Raw genomic sequence first — 15960 nt, 5'->3', positions numbered from 1 at the left:
GTCAACAGATGTGGACATATGTCTACAGTCGTTGACAAGTTCCGGGAACCGGCTTAGCGGGGCCAAATCGGAAGTCGTTCGTTTAGAGCAACGACGCCGCGGAGGATGTCCGGCCAAGGGCACGGATTTAGGGATCGAACATGTATTCGAAGAACCGCCAGCTGCTTATCCCGGCTCTCGCAGCCACGCTCGCTCTCGCCGGATGCGGTGGAGGCGGCCAGCAGCCGCCCCAGCAGGGTGCCCCGCCCGTCACCGTGTCCGCTCCGCTCGTGCAGGACGTGGTCGACTGGGACGAGTTTGTCGGCCGGTTCGAAGCGGTCCAGAATGTCGAGGTGCGCCCGCGCGCGACCGGCTATCTGCAGGGCGTGTGGTTCAAGGACGGCCAGTATGTCCAGAAGGGCCAGCTGCTCTTCACGATCGATCCGCGCCCGGCCCAGGCCGCCGTTGCCCAGGCTGCCGCGCAGCTCGCCCAGGCCCAGGCGACGCTCGCCAATGCGCAGACCGAATATGCCCGCTCCGAAGCACTCGTCGCCCAGCGCGCCGCGAGCCAGGAAGAGCTCGAGCAGCGCCGCGCCGCGCTCCGTTCGGGCAGTGCGCAGGTGGCTGCCGCCCAGGCGAATCTGCGTGCGCGCAAGCTCGACCTCGGCTTCACCCGCGTCGTCGCGCCGCTAAGCGGCCGCATCTCGGAGCGCAAGGTCGATGTCGGCAACACCGTCGCCACCGACCAGACGGTGCTGACCACGATCGTCTCGGTCGATCCGCTCCACTTCGTCTTCCAGGGCTCGGAAGCGTTGCTGCTGAAGTATCAGCGGCAGGGCACCGGCGACCGCAACGGTACCCCGGTGAAGATCAAGCTCTCGGACGAGAGCGAGTATAGCCATTCGGGCACGCTCGACTTCGTCGACAACGCGCTCGATGCCGGCGCGGGCACGATCCGCGCCCGCGCGATCGTTTCCAATCCCGGCGGCTTCCTGAAGCCCGGCATGTTCGGCTCGGCGCGCCTCGAGGCGTCGCGGCCCTATCCGGCGCTGCTGGTGCCGGACACGGCGGTGATGGCCGATGCCGCGCGCCAGATCGTGTTCGTCGTCGACAAGAGCAACACGGTGACGGCGCGCCCGGTGCAGACCGGCCCTCTCCGGGGGAATTTGCGCGTGATCCGCTCGGGCATCACCAAGGATGACCGCGTGATCATCGACGGCACCCAGCGCGCCCGCCCGGGCGTGAAGGTCACGCCGCAGCCCGGCAAGATCACCGAGACGGCCGCCGCATCGGCGCCGCCCTCCGACGCGCCTGCCTCCACCGCGCTGCCCGCCGGCAACCGCTGAGGAGCGGCGCAATGAGCGACACCCAGGCCAATCCGCCCGAAGCGCCCGTGCGCGGCGGCTTCTCGAGCTTCTTCATCGAGCGGCCGATCTTCGCCGGCGTGATCGCGGTGTTCATCACCCTGATCGGCGCCTTCTGCTATCCGCTGCTCGCACTCTCGCAATATCCCGAGATCGCCCCGCCGACGATCTCGGTGCAGGCGGCCTATGCCGGCGCCTCGCCCGAGATCATCGCCGAGACGGTGTCCGCGCCGCTCGAGCAGGAGATCAACGGCGTCGAGGGCATGCTCTACATGAGCTCGTCCTCCACCCAGGGCGCGGGCCAGGTCACGGTGACCTTCAAGCCGGGCACCGATCTCGATGCCGCGCAGGTGCTGGTGCAGAACCGCGTCAACCTCGCGCTGCCGCGCCTGCCCGCGCAGGTCCGCCAGATCGGCGTGACGGTGAACAAGCAGGAATCGGGCTTCCTGATGATCGTGGCGCTGACCTCGCCCGACAACAGCCTCGATGTCGATTACATGGGCAATTACGCCAACACGGTGATCCGGGACCGGCTGCTGCGCCTCGAAGGCGTCGGCACCGTCCAGATCTTCGGTGGCGGCAATTACGCGATGCGCGTCTGGATCGATCCGGACAAGGCGGCGGCGCGCAACCTGACCGCGGCGGAGATCATCACCGCGCTCCAGGCACAGAACGTCCAGACCGCGGGCGGCGCGCTCGGCTCGGCGCCGACGGGCAAGGACAATCCCTCGTTCGAAGTGCCCGTCGACGTGCAGGGGCGCCTGCAGAGCGTCGAGCAATTCTCCAACATCACGATCAAGTCCGATCCGACCGGCGCCAGCCTGACCAAGCTCGGCGACGTGGCGCGCATCGAGCTGGGCAGCCAGGATTATTCGATCCGCGGTTCGTTCGGCGGCAAGCGCGGCATCGCGCTCGCCATTGTCCAGCAGCCGGGCGCCAATTCGCTCTCGGCGGCGGACCTGGTGCTGAAGGAGATGGACACGCTCAAGAAGGACTTCCCGGCGGGCCTTCAATACTCGATCCCCTACAACCCGACCGAATATGTCTCGGCATCGGTCGAGGCCGTGCAGCACACGCTGCTCGAAGCGGTGGTCCTCGTCGTCATCGTCGTGATCATCTTCCTCCAGACCTGGCGCGCGGCGGTGATCCCGATCGTCGCCATTCCGATTGCGCTGGTCGGTACCTTCGCGGTGCAGCTCGCGCTCGGCTTCTCGATCAACTCGCTGTCGCTCTTCGCGCTGGTGCTCGCCGTGGGCATCGTGGTCGACGACGCGATCGTCGTGGTCGAAGCGGTGGAAAAGCATATCCGCGAGGGGCTGGCCCCGCGCGAGGCCGCGCACCGTACGATGCGCGAAGTCTCGGGCGCGCTGGTCGCGATCGGCCTGGTGCTCGTCTCGGTGTTCATCCCGACCGCGATGGTCGGCGGCATCCCCGGCATCTTCTACCGCCAGTTCGCGGTGACGATCGCCGCGGCCTCGGCGATCTCGCTGCTCGTCTCGCTGACGCTGTCGCCGGCGCTCGCCGCGCTGCTGCTCAAGCCGCACGAGCATATCGATGCGGACAGGGGCCCGCGCTGGATGCGCCCGATCAAGGTCGGCGCCGAGAAGTTCAACCAGGGCTTTGACTGGCTGTCGGATCGCTATGGCCGCTTCACCGGCCGCGTGATCCGCATGGGCCTGATCATGATGCTGATCTATGCGGGCCTGCTCGCACTGACCGGCTGGCGCCTGACCGCCACGCCGACGGGCTTCATTCCCGAGCAGGATCAGGGCTTCCTGATCGGCGTCGTCCAGCTGCCGCCGGGCTCGTCGCTCGAGCGCACCAGCGAAGTGGTCGACAAGGCCTATGACATCGCCAGCAAGACCGACGGCATCCTCGACGGCGCGGCGTTCGCCGGCCTCGACGGCGCGAGCTTCAGCCAGGCGTCGAATGCGGGCGTGTTCTTCATCAAGCTGAAGGACTGGTCCGAGCGCGGCAAGAAGCAGAGCGCGGAAGCGCTGGCGGGCCAGCTGACCGGCGCGATCGCCGGGCAGATCAGCGGCGCCAACATCTTCATGATCGCGCCGCCCGCGGTGCAGGGCCTCGGCAACGGCTCGGGCTTCGTGATGATGGTCGAGGACAAGTCGGCCAATGGCGGCTGGCGCGGGCTCGAGGGCGCGACCGGCGCGATGATGGGCGCCGCGATGCAGGAGCATAAGGTCACCCAGGTCTTCTCGCTGTTCAACACCGCCAACCCGAAGATCCGTGCCGATGTCGACCGCGACAAGGCGCAGATCATGGGCGTCGAGCCCGGCCAGGTGTTCGATGCGATCAGCACCTATATCGGCTCGACCTATGTCAACGACTTCAACCTGCTCGGCCGCACCTTCCGCGTGACAGCGCAGGCCGAGCCGGCCTCGCGCGACGACATCAGCGATATCGGCCGGCTGCAGGTGCGCTCGAAGAGCGGGGCGATGGTGCCGCTCTCGGCAGTGGCGACGTTCAACCGCGACTCCGGATCGTCGCGCGTGGTGCGCTATAATCTGCTGCCCGCAGTGGAATTGCAGGGCGCCGCGGCGCCGGGCGTCTCCTCGGGCGATGCGCTCGCGGCGATGGAGGCGATGGCCGCCAAGACGCTGCCGCCGGGCTATGGCTTCGAATGGACGGGCCTTGCCTATCAGCAAAAGGCGGCGGGCAGCTCCTCGGCACTGATCTTCGTGCTCGCCGTGGTGTTCGTCTTCCTCGTGCTGGCAGCCCAGTACGAAGCGCTGACGCTGCCGCTCGCGGTGATCCTGATCGTGCCGATGTGCATTCTGGCGGCTTTGCTCGGCGTCAATCTGCGCGGGATGGACAACAACATTCTCACCCAGGTCGGCCTCGTCGTGCTGATCGCGCTGGCCGCGAAGAACGCGATCCTGATCGTCGAGTTCGCCAAGCAGGGCGAGGAAGAGGGCATGAACCGGTTCGACGCGGCGATCCACGCGGCCCGCTCGCGTCTCCGCCCGATCCTGATGACGTCGTTCGCGTTCATCTTCGGCGTGATCCCGCTCGCGATCGCGAGCGGCCCGGGCCAGGAGATGCGCCAGTCGCTCGGCACCGCGGTGGTGTTCGGCATGATCGGCGTCACGCTGTTCGGCCTGATCTTCACGCCGATCTTCTATGTGCTGATGCGCCGCTGGGGCGGCGGCCGGGTGAGCAAGGAAGCGCCGGCGGAGCCGACCGAGACGCCTGCCACCGCTACGGGAGAAGCCCAGTGAAGCGGACCCTTACCCTCCTCGCCGCTGGCTTGACGCTGTCGGGCTGCGTCGTCGGCCCCAATTATGTCTCGCCCGCGCCCAAGGCGCCGGCCCAGGGCGACCTGAGCCAGGCGAACGCCCCCGGCTTCGTCGCCGACGAACCGCCCGCCGATTGGTGGCGGCTGTTCAACGACGCCACGATCGAGCGGCTGGTCGGCGAAGCGCTGGCGGCCAATACCGATCTGCGCGTCGCCGCGGCGAACCTGCGCCAGACACAGGCCGTGCTGCGCGAGACGCGCTCGGCGCGGCTGCCCAGCACCACGATCAACGCGCAGGGCGGCTATGGCCAGACCTCGGGCTCGACGCTTGGCATCGACGGCCCGGGACCGCGCGGCGACAGCTACAGCGCGAGTTTCGGGCTCGGCTACCAGGTCGATCTGTTCGGCAAGATCACGCGCGCCATCCAGGCCGGGCGCGCCGATGTCGAGGCCAGCCAGGCCGCCTATGACCTGACCCGCGTCACCGTCGTCGCGGAGACGATCCGTGCCTATACCGATGCCTGTTCGGCGGGGCAGCAGCTCTCGGTCTCGGCGCGCACGCTGAAGCTTCAGGAAGACACCTACGACCTGACCCGCCGCCTCGAGGCAGGCGGGCGCGGCACCGGGCTGGAGACCAGCCAGGGCCAGGCGCTGCTCGAGCAGACCCGCGCGACCGTCCCGATCTTCGAGGCGCAGCGCAAGGCGGCGCTGTTCCGGCTCGCGGTGCTCACCGGCAAGCCGCCGGCCGAGTTCCCCGCCGATGTCGCCGCCTGCGAGGCGCCGCCGGTGGTCAAGCAGGCGATCCCGGTCGGCAATGGCGCGACCTTGCTCGCCCGCCGCGCCGACGTCCGGGCTGCCGAGCGCCGGCTTGCCTCGGCGACCGCCCAGATCGGCGTCGCCACTGCGGACCTCTATCCGAACGTCTCGATCGGCGGCTCGATCGGCTCGACCGCCAATTCGCCGGAAGGGCTGTTCAAGAGCTCGGGCCTGAACTTCAGCATCGGGCCGCTGCTTTCGTTCAGCTTCCCGAACATGAGCGTTGCCCGCGCGCGCATCGCCCAGGCCAGGGCCGGGGCGGACGCTGCGCTCGCCACGTTCGACGGCACCTGGCTGACTGCACTGCAGGATACCGAGACCGCGCTTGCCGCCTATGTGGCGCAGGGCCAGCGGGTCGAATCGCTGCGCCGTGCGCGCGATGCCAGCGGAGAGGCTGCCCGCATCGCCCGCCTGCGCTACCGCGCTGGTGCCGAGGGCTTCCAGACCGTGCTCGATGCCGAGCGGTCCGAAGCGAGCAACGAACTGCTGCTCGCCCAGGCCGAATCGAGCTTCTCCGACGCAACAGTCACTCTGTTCCTAGCGCTTGGCGGGGGCTGGCAGCAGCCACCCCAGGGTTGATAGCCCGGCCTCCGCCCCCGCGACCCCGCGTGCCATAAGGCGCGCGGGGCGTGGTTGATTCTGCCGGCTGCCGCGCCGGCCCTCACCCGAAAGTGTAGCTGGACAGGCCACCTAAGCCCTGACCAACTGTCCCGTGCGCGTCGCCAAGGCGGTCTGCGCCTGTGTGTACGGCTCGCGTGCCCGACCAATAAAACAATGTGGCCTGACCATTCTATTGACAGTCGCAGCCATATCGGCCTTATTGGTCTGACACCGGTAGCCAGCATGACTGGCGATACAACAAGCCGGGACAAACAGATGGGGAGGGAGAGTCATGAAGACTGCTCTTTATGCCGGCACTGCGCTCTGCGCGGTCCTGATCGCTACGCCTGCGTTCGCGCAGAACACTGATACCAACAGCCAGACGACCCCGCCCCAGGCCGAGGAGCCCGCACCGCCGGCTTCGGACCAGATCGTGGTTACCGGTTTCCGCCGGGCCTATGCCGACGCGCTCAACATCAAGCGCGAGTCCGATCAGATCACCGATTCGATCTCGTCGGACGGCCTTGGCCGTTTCCCCGATCTCAATGTCGGCGAGGCGGTGCAGCGCATCCCGGGCGTGCAGATCAACCGCGAGGCCGATTCGCGCAACGCGACGATCTCGCTGCGCGGCCTGCCGGGCTCGTTCGCGCGCACCACGCTGAACGGCGGCGGCTTCGCCGATCCGATTTTGGGCAGCGCGACCAACACTTCGTCGACTCCGCTCGGCGCGTTCAATTCGGACATCTTCTCGGCGATCTCGGTGATCAAGTCGCCCAACGCCGCGAACCTCGCCGGCGGCCTGTCGGGCAATGTCGACCTGCGCATCGCCTCGGCACTGAGCCGCAAGGAAGGCGGCTGGGCCAAGGCGTCGTATGAATATAACGACCTGGGCGACCTCGGCAGTCCGGCGCTCTCGGCCGGCTACAACGCCCACATCACCGATAATTTCGCGGTGTTCGGCGTGGTCTCGTGGAAGGACGAGAAGTTCCGCCGCGACTCGATCTCGGTCAACAGCTGGGCCAACAAGCTCGGCTCGATCCAGGTCGGCAACCAGGCGGTTCCGGCCTCGAATCCGACCTATCAGGCGCTGATGGCCCAGTATCCGGGCGGAGTTTACTACCCGACCCAGGTCCGCCAGTTCGTCCGCCTCAACAAGGGCCATCTACTCACCGGCGCGGGTGGTTATGAGTGGCAGGCGACCGACACGCTGAAGTTCGGCGCGACCGGCTTCTATACCGAGCGCAATCTCGACCAGGGCACCAACCACCTGCTCTATATCGATACCTCGGCGGGCAATGGCGGCACCGGGGCGCTGGCGGCTACCTCGGCGGTGGCGCATTTCACCAGCCTCGGCACGCCCTATGTCGTCCAGACCCCGACCGGTCCGCGCGCCTATATCAACCAGTTCACTGCCGAAAATCTGCAGACCTACGACTCGATCCGCTCCGAGCCGGCCAAGCAGAAGACCTGGGCGATCAACCCGACGATCGAGTATAAGAACGATGACTGGCGGGTGACGGGACAAGGCACGATCTCGCGCGCGCAGGTGCTCGCCAACCAGATCGAGCTCGACATCATCGAGAACCCGTATCGCAACCTCGGCACGGTGGGGCTGAACGGCATCACCGCCTCGGTCTTCACCGGCGGTACCAGCCTGCAGGACGCGGTGTTCGTGCTGAACACGCCCAATGCCTCGCACATCCCGACCGGCGGCTATGGCCTGCCCTCGGCGGCGAGCCAGGCGACCCAGGCGGGTGCACAGATGCCGGGCGCGCCGGCGAACACGCAGGGTGACCGCTTCGGCGTCACCGGCACCAACGGCCAGTCCTGGAATGCGCTCGACGCGATCCAGCTCGATATCGAGCGCAGCTTTGCCGACAGTTTCCTGTCGGGCTTCCAGGTCGGGATGCGCTACGAGAATAACGAATATACCTCGACCGGATCGCGCAACACGTCGCTCGGCGCCAATACCGTGAACGTCACGCCCGCGATGTCGCAGGTGAACCCCTATGTCGGCGACTTCTTCGGCGGCACCGCGGGCGGCTATACCTCGAACTGGCGCGGGCTCGACGTCAATCAGGTGCTGGGCGCGATCACGCCGGTGAATACCGCGCCGCGCACCACCGCCAACCCCAACGGCCTGCCCGGCCAGTTCGTCTTCGGCAGCGGCGGGGTGTTCCTCACGCCCTATGGGCTGGTGAACAATTATTGGGATCCCAATTACTGGAACAACAACTTCACCAACAAGCGCGAGGTGATGTCGACCTACGCCATGGCGAAGTTCGATGGGAATTTGTTCGGCATCCATGTCCGCGGCAATGCCGGCCTGCGCTACGAGGCGACCACGCAGAAGATCGACGCGCTCGATTGCCGCAACTGCCTGGCCGGCCTCTCGGTGATCGCCGCGCCGCCGGTCAATCACAGCATGACCAACCGCACCTACAAGCAGAATTACGATTACTGGCTGCCCTCGGCGATGTTCGCGGCGGACCTGGCCAAGAACCTCGTCTTCCGCGGTGCCTATTACCAGACCTATGTCCGCCCGCAGCCGCGCGACAATATCCCGACGACCTCGGTGCAGATCCCCGATCCGGCGGTGGTCGGCACGCCGACCTACAACGTCATCATCGGCGCGACCAGCCTGAGCCCCTATACCTCGGACAGCTACGATCTGTCGCTCGAATGGTATAACCGCCCCGGCGGCGCCTTCGCGATCGCGGTCTATCAGAAGGACATCCAGGGCTATGTCGGCCCGATTACCGATCGCCGCGTGCTCTGCCCGACCAACGGCATCTATAACGGCATCGATTTCGGTCTGGGCACGCTCCAGGACGACGGCACCAACTGCAACATCGTCGGCAGCAGCCCGGCGGCGCGCGTGCAGGCGAGCGGCGTCACCAACCAGAAGCCGATGCGCGTGCGCGGCGTCGAGGTCTCGGTGCAGCAGAACCTCGATTTCCTGCCGGGCTTCCTAAAGTATCTCGGCGGCGCGGCGAACTACACCTACACCGACATCAACGGGAAGGATGCGCAGGGCAACCCGATCACGCTGCCCAGCGTCGCCAAGCACAATCTCAACCTGATCGGCTATTACGAGACCAAGCTCTTCGGCCTGCGCGTGGTGTTCAACCATCGCGGGAAGTACGACCTCGCGGCGGGCAACAGCTTCGTCGGCGATGCCCGCACCGTGAAGGCGCGCAGCCAGCTCGATGCCTCGGCCTCGCTCAACATCATGAAGAACTTCTCGATCTCGCTCGACGCGTTCAACCTGACCAACGCGACGCGATCGGAATATGAGAACGATCCGATGCTGCCGCGCCGCATCGACTATGACGGGCGCACCTATACGCTGACGATCCGCAGCAGCTTCTAGCCTTACTGTATGCGGAGCGGCTATCTCCCAGCCGCTCCGCATCTCTTTCGGTGAGTATCCCCATGAAGCTTGTCCTTTGCAGCGCCGCCGCCCTCCTGGCGCTCGGCGCCGTTCCTGCGTCCGCGCAGGATCAGGCGATCCTCGGGCCCGGCTTCGCCCGTGCGGTGCCGCGCGAGGACCCGGTGGCGCGCCGCGTGCTCGCCCGCGCCGATGCCGCGCTCACCCGGCCGCCCGGCGCGATCCCCGAGCTCCACACCGAGGGCACCTTGCCCGGCAAGGGCATTCGCGAGGTCAGCCTCAAGGCCAAAGAGGATCAGGGCGTGGTGATCGCGCTGGGGCTCGCCTGGCGGCTGACCGGCGACCGGCGCTATCTCGACCAGACCGCGCGCTATCTCGAGAATTGGGCGGACATCTATCACATGTCGTTCAACCCGATCGACGAGACCGGGTTCGACACGTTGATCCTCGCCACCGACCTGACCGAGGCGGACCTCGATCCGAGGCTGCGCGCCAAGCTCGACGGCTTCTGGCGGCGCATGGCGACCGGCTATCTCGACGCGATGGACGGCAAGCCCAAGAACTCGCACACCAACTGGCAGAGCCACCGCATCAAGCTCGCGACGATGGCGGCGTTCGAAACGGGCGACGCGACGCTGATCGCGCGCGCCCGCGCGGCGTTCCGCAAGCATGTCGGCTCGAACATCCAGCCCGACGGATCGGTGTTCGACTTCCATGAGCGCGACGCGCTGCACTATGTCACCTATGATCTCGACCCGCTGCTGATGGCGGCGCTCGCGGCCAGGGCGCATGGCGAGGACTGGGTTGGCTGGGCGAGCCCCTCGGGATCGAGCCTGGCCGGCGCGCTTGCGTGGCTCGAGCCCTACGCTACGGGTGAGAAGACGCATATCGAGTTCGTCCATTCGCAGATCGCCTTCGATCGCGAGCGGGCCGAGGCGGGGCAGAAGGAATATGCCGCGCATCCCTGGGACCCTGGCAATGCGGTGAACACCTATATGCTCGCCTCGCTGATCCGCGCCGAATCGCGCGGTGTCGCCGTGAAGGTCATCGAACGCACCAAGCGCCGGCCGATCGAATGGATGGAGCTGCTCGGCCGCTAGATGCGGAACCGGGGGCGGGTGCGGCGGGTATCAGCCCTTATGGACCCGTCAGAAGAATCGCCGCCGCTTACGCCCCGCAAACGGCGTGGGCTGGTCATCATCGTGATCGTCGTGCTGCTGCTGGTGGTGGCGATCTTCCTGGGGCTGAACCTCAGCCATTATCAGGAAATGAAGCAGGGCGCGGCCGTTGGCAACGCGTCCGGCGTGCCCGGTCCCGGCGGCGGCAGCTAGCGCGCGGCGCGCAATTCATGCTGTCTGGGAAAGTGGTGCCCGGGGACGGAGTCGAACCGCCGACACTGCGATTTTCAGTCGCATGCTCTACCAACTGAGCTACCCGGGCGTGCCCGGCGAATGCCGGGGAGCGCGCCTCTTAGTCGGGCGAATCGGGGCTGTCCACCCCTGAATGTGCATGGGGATCAACGCGCTCGCCGGGAATGCGATAGCCCTCGCCCAGCCACTGCAGCAGGTCGCGGTCCTTGCAGCCGCGGCTGCAGAAGGGCTTGTCTTCGGTGCTCGTCGGCCGCCCGCAGACGGGGCAGCAGTCTTTCTTCGCCATTTCAGTCCCTAGCAGACGTGAATTCGGTCACGCCGCCGATGCGCCGCGCCAGCTCCGCGGTCCAGCTCGGCTGCTGGGCGAGGCGGCGGGCGATGTTCCTGGTCACCATATGGGTAGTCGGGGGTGGCGGGGGAAGCCGCTCGAGCTGGCGCAGCGTCGCGCGCGTCTCGGCGCCGATCAGGTCGGCGCGAAGCAGTTCGGGCAGCGAGGGCCGGGTGCGCCGCCGCACGATCTGGAGGAAGCCGAAGCCGTTGACCGCGGTGCGCTCGAAGGGCTGGGGCAAAGCGGCGTCGATCGCCTCCGCCACCGCATTGCGCGCGCCCTTGCCGGCGAGCGTCGGGAAATCCACGCCGATCGATCCGGCGATGCCGTGCCGTTCGATCGCGCGCGCCACGGCATGGGCCGCGGCCACCGCCAGCGCATCGAGGTTGCCCGAGCCGTCGACATCGAACAGCGCCATCGCCGGGGTCGGCGAAAGCCGCAGCGCGCCGCCGGAAAAGACGATCTCGCCGGTGATCGCCTCGTCGAGCACCTCCGACCAGCCGGCTTCCTCGAGCGCATCGGGCTCATGCGCGCGCAGCGTGCGGATGGGCAGGCCCGTGGCGGTGATGCGATCGAGCAGGCTCGGCCCGTCGGACAGCGGCTCGTCGCTCGGTACTGCCTTGGGCAGCTTGGCGCGGCCAGGCTCGGGAATCGCCTCGCGGACGATCTTCACGCGCAGCTTGGCGCCCTGGGTCAGCGCCTTGGGGAGATGGTCGCACAAAGCCTCGCCGCCGCCGTCGAACGCGATCAGCTTGGTGGTCTTGTCGATCAGCCTGGCGTCGAGCACTGCGTCGACACGGGGGCGGGTGCTTTCAAGCTCGATCCGCGCCTTCCAGATGACTCCGCGCGAAACCAGCGCGGCGCGGTTCTCGCCGATCCCGGCTTCGTAGAGCCACTCAGCCAAGGACATAGCCGGCGCTCGCCAGGAGCGCGCGGGTCTCGAACACGGGCAGGCCGACCACGCCCGAATGGCTGCCGGACAGCGCACGGACAAAGGCCTCGGCCTTGCCCTGGATGGCATAGCCGCCCGCCTTGCCCATGCCTTCACCGCTGGCGACGTACCAGTCGATCTCGGCCTCGCTCAGCCGCTTGAAGGTGACCACGGTGTCGGAAAGCCGGGTGCGCGCCTTGCCATCCAGTCCGATCAGGCAGACCGCGGAAAGGCAATGGTGGCGCCGGCCGGACAGCAGGCCGAGCATGCGGCGCAGATCGGCCTCGTTCTCGGGCTTGGCGAGGATACGCTTGCCGACGGCGATGGTGGTGTCGCCGGCGAGCACGATCTCGTCCTCGCCGCGCGCCACAGCATGCGCCTTGTCGATCGCGACGCGCTGGACATAGGCACGCGGGGTCTCGCCGGCGCGGACATCCTCGTCCACGTCCGGGGCGGCGACGCGCGCGGGCTCGGCCCCGATCCGCTTGAGCAGATCGAGCCGTCGCGGAGACGTCGATGCCAAAACGAGCCGCACGAGCGGCCCGTTATTTGAAGCGGTAGGTGATACGGCCCTTGGTCAGGTCGTAGGGCGTGAGCTCGACGAGCACTTCGTCGCCGACCAGCACGCGGATGCGATTCTTGCGCATCTTGCCGGCGGTGTGGCCGAGGATCTCGTGATCATTCTCAAGCCGAACACGGAACATGGCGTTGGGCAGAAGCTCAACGACCTGTCCGCGCATTTCAAGCAGTTCTTCTTTGGCCAAAAAATACCTCGTGGATCAGCGCGCGCCTAAAGTGGCGGTGCCTTTACAGCGCGGGAAGCAAAAAGGAAAGGAGTAGGGTGCGCACACCGCACAGGGCGCGCCGCTCGCTCCGATATGGGAGCAATAGCGCGGCTTTACCAGCCGGGGCCGGGAGATATCGCTTCCAATCGCCTGATTTTCGCGACATGATACAAAGTAACATAATCCGGAGGAGGGACGGATGCGCGTATGTTGGGCAATGGGCTTGCTGTGTCTTCTGGCGCCTGTCGCCGTAGCGGCGCAGCCAGCGGGGCCGCCCCCCAAGGGGAGCCCCAGCCTCACGGCGCTCGCCAATGGCGTGCGCGATCCGGCCCATATCCGCGACATCGCGCTTAGCCGGCTCGACATCGCGATCACGCTGCGCGGAGGCATCGCCGAGACGGTGGTGACCGCCAAGTTCGCCAATAACGGCAAGGACCCGCTCGAAGGCGATTTCCGCCTTGCGCTTCCGGCCGACGCGGTGGTCACCGGCTATGCGCTCGACATCAAGGACCGGATGCTTGACGGCGTGCTGGTCGATCGCGGCCGCGCCAGGGCTGTGTACGAGGCCAATGTCCGCGGTCGGGTCGACCCGGGCCTGGCCGAAGTCGAGCCCGAAGGCGTGTTTCACACGCGCGTCTTCCCGATCCCCGCCAAGGGCAGCCGCACCATCCGCCTGCGCTATGTCGCGCCCCTGTTCAATTCGCATCGCGGCGAGGACGTCTATGTCCTGCCGCTCGATCTGCCGGCACCGGCGGAAGGCTGGTCGATCAGCGTACGTGCCGAAGGCGTGCTCGCCGCACCCAGCCTGACCTGGCCCGGGCGCGACGCGATCGCGATGGAGCGCAGCGGCTCCGGCTTCGCGGCGCGCGAGGAAGGCGTGCGTGCGCTCAACGGACTGCTGATCCTCGGCCGCCCGGCGCTGCCCGAGGCGCTGGCGAGCCGTAATGCGCTGGGCGAGCGCTTCGTCCAGCTTTCGGGCAGGTTGCCGGCGGGCGCGGCGGCCACCGCGGACCGCGTGCGCATCTATTGGGACCGTTCGCGTGCCCGGCTCGGCAGCCACAAGGCCGAGCTGGCATTGCTCCGCCGCACGCTCGCCGGGCTCAAGCCGCGCGAGATCGAAGTGGTGACGTTCAATTCGAGCGGGGTCGAGCGCCGCAAGGTCGCGAGCGCAGATGCCGCGATCGCGCTGCTCGAGGGTGTACGCTATCGCGGCGCGACCAGCTTCGCGCGGCTAGCCGGCGATCTGGTCCGCGCCGATCGATGCCTGCTCTTCACGAATGGCAGGCCGGCGATCGACCGCGATGCGAGCGTCGCGTTGCCCTGCCGGGTCGATGCGGTAACGGCGGAAGCGAGCGCCGACATGGCCTGGCTGCGCCACTTCGCGACACTGCATGGCGGGCGCGCCTGGCGGCTTGGCGACGATATCGGCGACGTCGAGAAGGGGTTGGTCCAGGCCGGGCCGAGCGTTACCGCAGTGCTCGACGATCAGGGCCGGCGGCTACCCTTTGTGCCGACCGAGAGCGGCAACGGCCAATGGCTGGTCGCGGCGCGTGCGCCCGATCGCGGCGGCGTGCGCGTGGTGATCGGCGGGGCCGAGCAGCGCCGCGCCGTGCCCGAGGCGGCGGACTTCGCCGGCGAAGGTGCGCTGATCGCCGTCGATACCCTCGCCACGCTGGGCGCCACCGAGCGCCGCGCCGATTATGTCGCGCTCAGCCGCCGCTACGGCGTGGCGAGCCCGAGCCTGTCGTTCCTCGTGCTCGAAACCCCGGCCGACTATGTCCGGGCCGATGTCGCGCCGCCGGCCAGCTATGCCGGCGAGGATCTTGCCGCCTATCGCGCAGCACGCAAGGTCGCCGACGAAGACGCCGCCGAGAGCAAGCGCGAGCGGCTCGACGAGGTGGTTGGGTTGTGGAACGAGCAGGTCAGCTGGTGGCGGCGCAAGTTCAGCCCCGCTGCCCGCCCGAAACCGGCGCGCAGCGGGCGATCGGACAACCTGGTGGCGCCCCCCGCAGTCATGCCTGCGCCTGCGCCAACGCCGATGCCGGAGCCGCTCCCCTCGAACGACAATCAGGTGGTGGTGACCGGAACGCGGCTGGACTCGACCGTCAGCGACTCGGTCAGCGCAATCACCGTTGTCTCCGCCGAGGATATTGGGCGCTTCCCCGACAAGAATGCGCCTCCGGAAGGCGCGCGGATCGAGATCGATGCCTGGCAGCCCGACCGCCCGTATCTAAAGGCGTTCGATGCCGCACCGGCGCGGTTCGACGCGGTCTTCCTCGAGCAGGAGAAGGTGCACGGATCGCTGCCCGCTTTCTATCTCGACACCGCCGAATGGTTGCGCCGCCATGGCCGAACTGCAGAGGCAAGCGAGATGGTGCTCGCCGCGCTTGATCTGCCGGTCGCCAACGAAGTCACGCTTGGCCTGGTCGCTGCCCGGCTCGAGCGCTACGGCGCCTGGGATCGCGCGATCGAGCTGCGCGAACGCGAGGCGGCGCTCGATCCGACCCGCCCGCAGCCCAAGCGCCTGCTCGCGCTTGCCCTTGCCCGGCGCGCCGCCGCGGTGCCGGCACATGCCCGCGCCGATCTGGAGCGCGCGGTGGCCCTGCTCTCGGAAGTCGCGCTCACTCCCTGGCCGGACATCTGGGAGGGCGTCGAGACGATCGCGCTGATGGAAGCCAATGCGCTGATCCCCAAGCTGCGCGCCCTGGGCGGCGACATCGATCTCGATCGCCGGCTGGTGACACTGCTCGACGCCGATATCCGGGTGATCGCCGAATGGAACACCGATGCGACCGATCTCGACCTGTGGGTCGATGAACCGACCGGCGAGCGCGCGATCTATAACAATCCGCGCACTGCGATCGGCGGGCATCTCTCCAACGACATGACCAATGGCTATGGCCCCGAGGAATATTTCATCCGCCACGCGCCGAACGGCACCTACACGATCCGCGCCAACGTGTTCGCCAGCGACCGGATCGATCCCAATGGCCCGTCGGTGGTCACTGCGCATGTCATCCGCAACTTCGGCCGGCCGAACCAGAGCGACGAGTCGGTCGATATCGAAGTGCTGGGCGACGACAGGGAAGGGCGGCTGATCGGCCGCGTCGTGATCGGGCCGAAGCGGTGATGCGGTGCATCGG

General features: G+C 67.5%; 11 protein-coding genes and 1 tRNA gene. 7 read left to right on the top strand and 5 right to left on the bottom strand.

Annotated elements, in window-relative coordinates:
• Positions 1 to 140: 140 nt before the first annotated feature.
• From HZY97_RS08705 to HZY97_RS20925, 6 genes are all read left to right on the top strand, one after another.
• Positions 141 to 1325, top strand: coding sequence for an efflux RND transporter periplasmic adaptor subunit (locus HZY97_RS08705; protein ID WP_180142607.1), 1185 nt, complete (start codon positions 141 to 143; stop codon positions 1323 to 1325).
• Positions 1326 to 1336: 11 nt separating this feature from the next.
• Complete coding sequence (locus HZY97_RS08700) at positions 1337 to 4579, top strand: efflux RND transporter permease subunit (RefSeq protein ID WP_180142605.1); 3243 nt, start codon at positions 1337 to 1339, stop codon at positions 4577 to 4579.
• Positions 4576 to 5991: an efflux transporter outer membrane subunit gene (locus HZY97_RS08695; protein WP_180142603.1), complete on the top strand. Its 1416-nt coding sequence runs from the start codon at positions 4576 to 4578 to the stop codon at positions 5989 to 5991. The genes HZY97_RS08700 and HZY97_RS08695 overlap by 4 nt, the downstream gene beginning before the upstream one ends.
• A gap of 313 nt (positions 5992 to 6304) precedes the next feature.
• A complete protein-coding gene (locus HZY97_RS08690) occupies positions 6305 to 9385 on the top strand; it encodes a TonB-dependent receptor (RefSeq protein WP_180142601.1) in 3081 nt (1026 codons plus the stop codon).
• A gap of 62 nt (positions 9386 to 9447) precedes the next feature.
• Positions 9448 to 10503: an alginate lyase family protein gene (locus HZY97_RS08685; protein ID WP_180142599.1), complete on the top strand. Its 1056-nt coding sequence runs from the start codon at positions 9448 to 9450 to the stop codon at positions 10501 to 10503.
• A gap of 102 nt (positions 10504 to 10605) precedes the next feature.
• Positions 10606 to 10734: a hypothetical protein gene (locus HZY97_RS20925; protein ID WP_257214963.1), complete on the top strand. Its 129-nt coding sequence runs from the start codon at positions 10606 to 10608 to the stop codon at positions 10732 to 10734.
• A 33-nt stretch (positions 10735 to 10767) separates the two neighbouring features.
• Here the strand turns inward: HZY97_RS20925 and HZY97_RS08680 are convergent.
• From HZY97_RS08680 to infA, 5 genes are all read right to left on the bottom strand, one after another.
• Positions 10768 to 10843 (bottom strand) — tRNA-Phe (locus HZY97_RS08680).
• Positions 10844 to 10873: 30 nt separating this feature from the next.
• Positions 10874 to 11059 (bottom strand): DNA gyrase inhibitor YacG, encoded by a 186-nt coding sequence (locus tag HZY97_RS08675; RefSeq protein WP_180142596.1) that lies wholly within the window; start codon positions 11057 to 11059, stop codon positions 10874 to 10876.
• A 1-nt stretch (position 11060) separates the two neighbouring features.
• Positions 11061 to 12005 (bottom strand): ribonuclease, encoded by a 945-nt coding sequence (locus HZY97_RS08670; RefSeq protein ID WP_180143172.1) that lies wholly within the window; start codon positions 12003 to 12005, stop codon positions 11061 to 11063.
• The gene (locus HZY97_RS08665) at positions 11998 to 12567 is read right to left on the bottom strand and encodes a Maf family protein (RefSeq protein WP_180142594.1); all 570 of its coding nucleotides are present in this window, start codon (positions 12565 to 12567) and stop codon (positions 11998 to 12000) included. Before HZY97_RS08665 ends, HZY97_RS08670 begins: the two co-directional genes overlap by 8 nt.
• A 10-nt stretch (positions 12568 to 12577) precedes the next feature.
• Positions 12578 to 12796, bottom strand: coding sequence for a translation initiation factor IF-1 (infA, locus tag HZY97_RS08660; RefSeq protein ID WP_003049127.1), 219 nt, complete (start codon positions 12794 to 12796; stop codon positions 12578 to 12580).
• Positions 12797 to 13016: 220 nt separating this feature from the next.
• Between infA and HZY97_RS08655 the strand changes: the two genes are divergently transcribed.
• Positions 13017 to 15947, top strand: a complete 2931-nt coding sequence (locus tag HZY97_RS08655) for a VIT domain-containing protein (protein ID WP_180142593.1) — start codon at positions 13017 to 13019, stop codon at positions 15945 to 15947.
• Positions 15948 to 15960: the final 13 nt, after the last annotated feature.

The organism is Sphingomonas sp. R-74633, assembly GCF_013416555.1.
GTDB lineage: Bacteria > Pseudomonadota > Alphaproteobacteria > Sphingomonadales > Sphingomonadaceae > Sphingomonas.
Note: the sequence above shows the minus strand (reverse complement) of the source record. Positions and strands in the feature narration are given on the sequence as shown.

Excerpts from the sequence above, each read along its gene's own strand:
- HZY97_RS08705 (WP_180142607.1), top strand. The coding sequence starts at position 141 with ATGTATTCGAAGAACCGCCAGCTGCTTATCCCGGCTCTCGCAGCCACG.
- HZY97_RS08700 (WP_180142605.1), top strand. The coding sequence starts at position 1,337 with ATGAGCGACACCCAGGCCAATCCGCCCGAAGCGCCCGTGCGCGGCGGC.
- HZY97_RS08690 (WP_180142601.1), top strand. The coding sequence starts at position 6,305 with ATGAAGACTGCTCTTTATGCCGGCACTGCGCTCTGCGCGGTCCTGATC.
- HZY97_RS08685 (WP_180142599.1), top strand. The coding sequence starts at position 9,448 with ATGAAGCTTGTCCTTTGCAGCGCCGCCGCCCTCCTGGCGCTCGGCGCC.
- HZY97_RS08675 (WP_180142596.1), bottom strand. The coding sequence starts at position 11,059 with ATGGCGAAGAAAGACTGCTGCCCCGTCTGCGGGCGGCCGACGAGCACC.
- HZY97_RS08655 (WP_180142593.1), top strand. The coding sequence starts at position 13,017 with ATGCGCGTATGTTGGGCAATGGGCTTGCTGTGTCTTCTGGCGCCTGTC.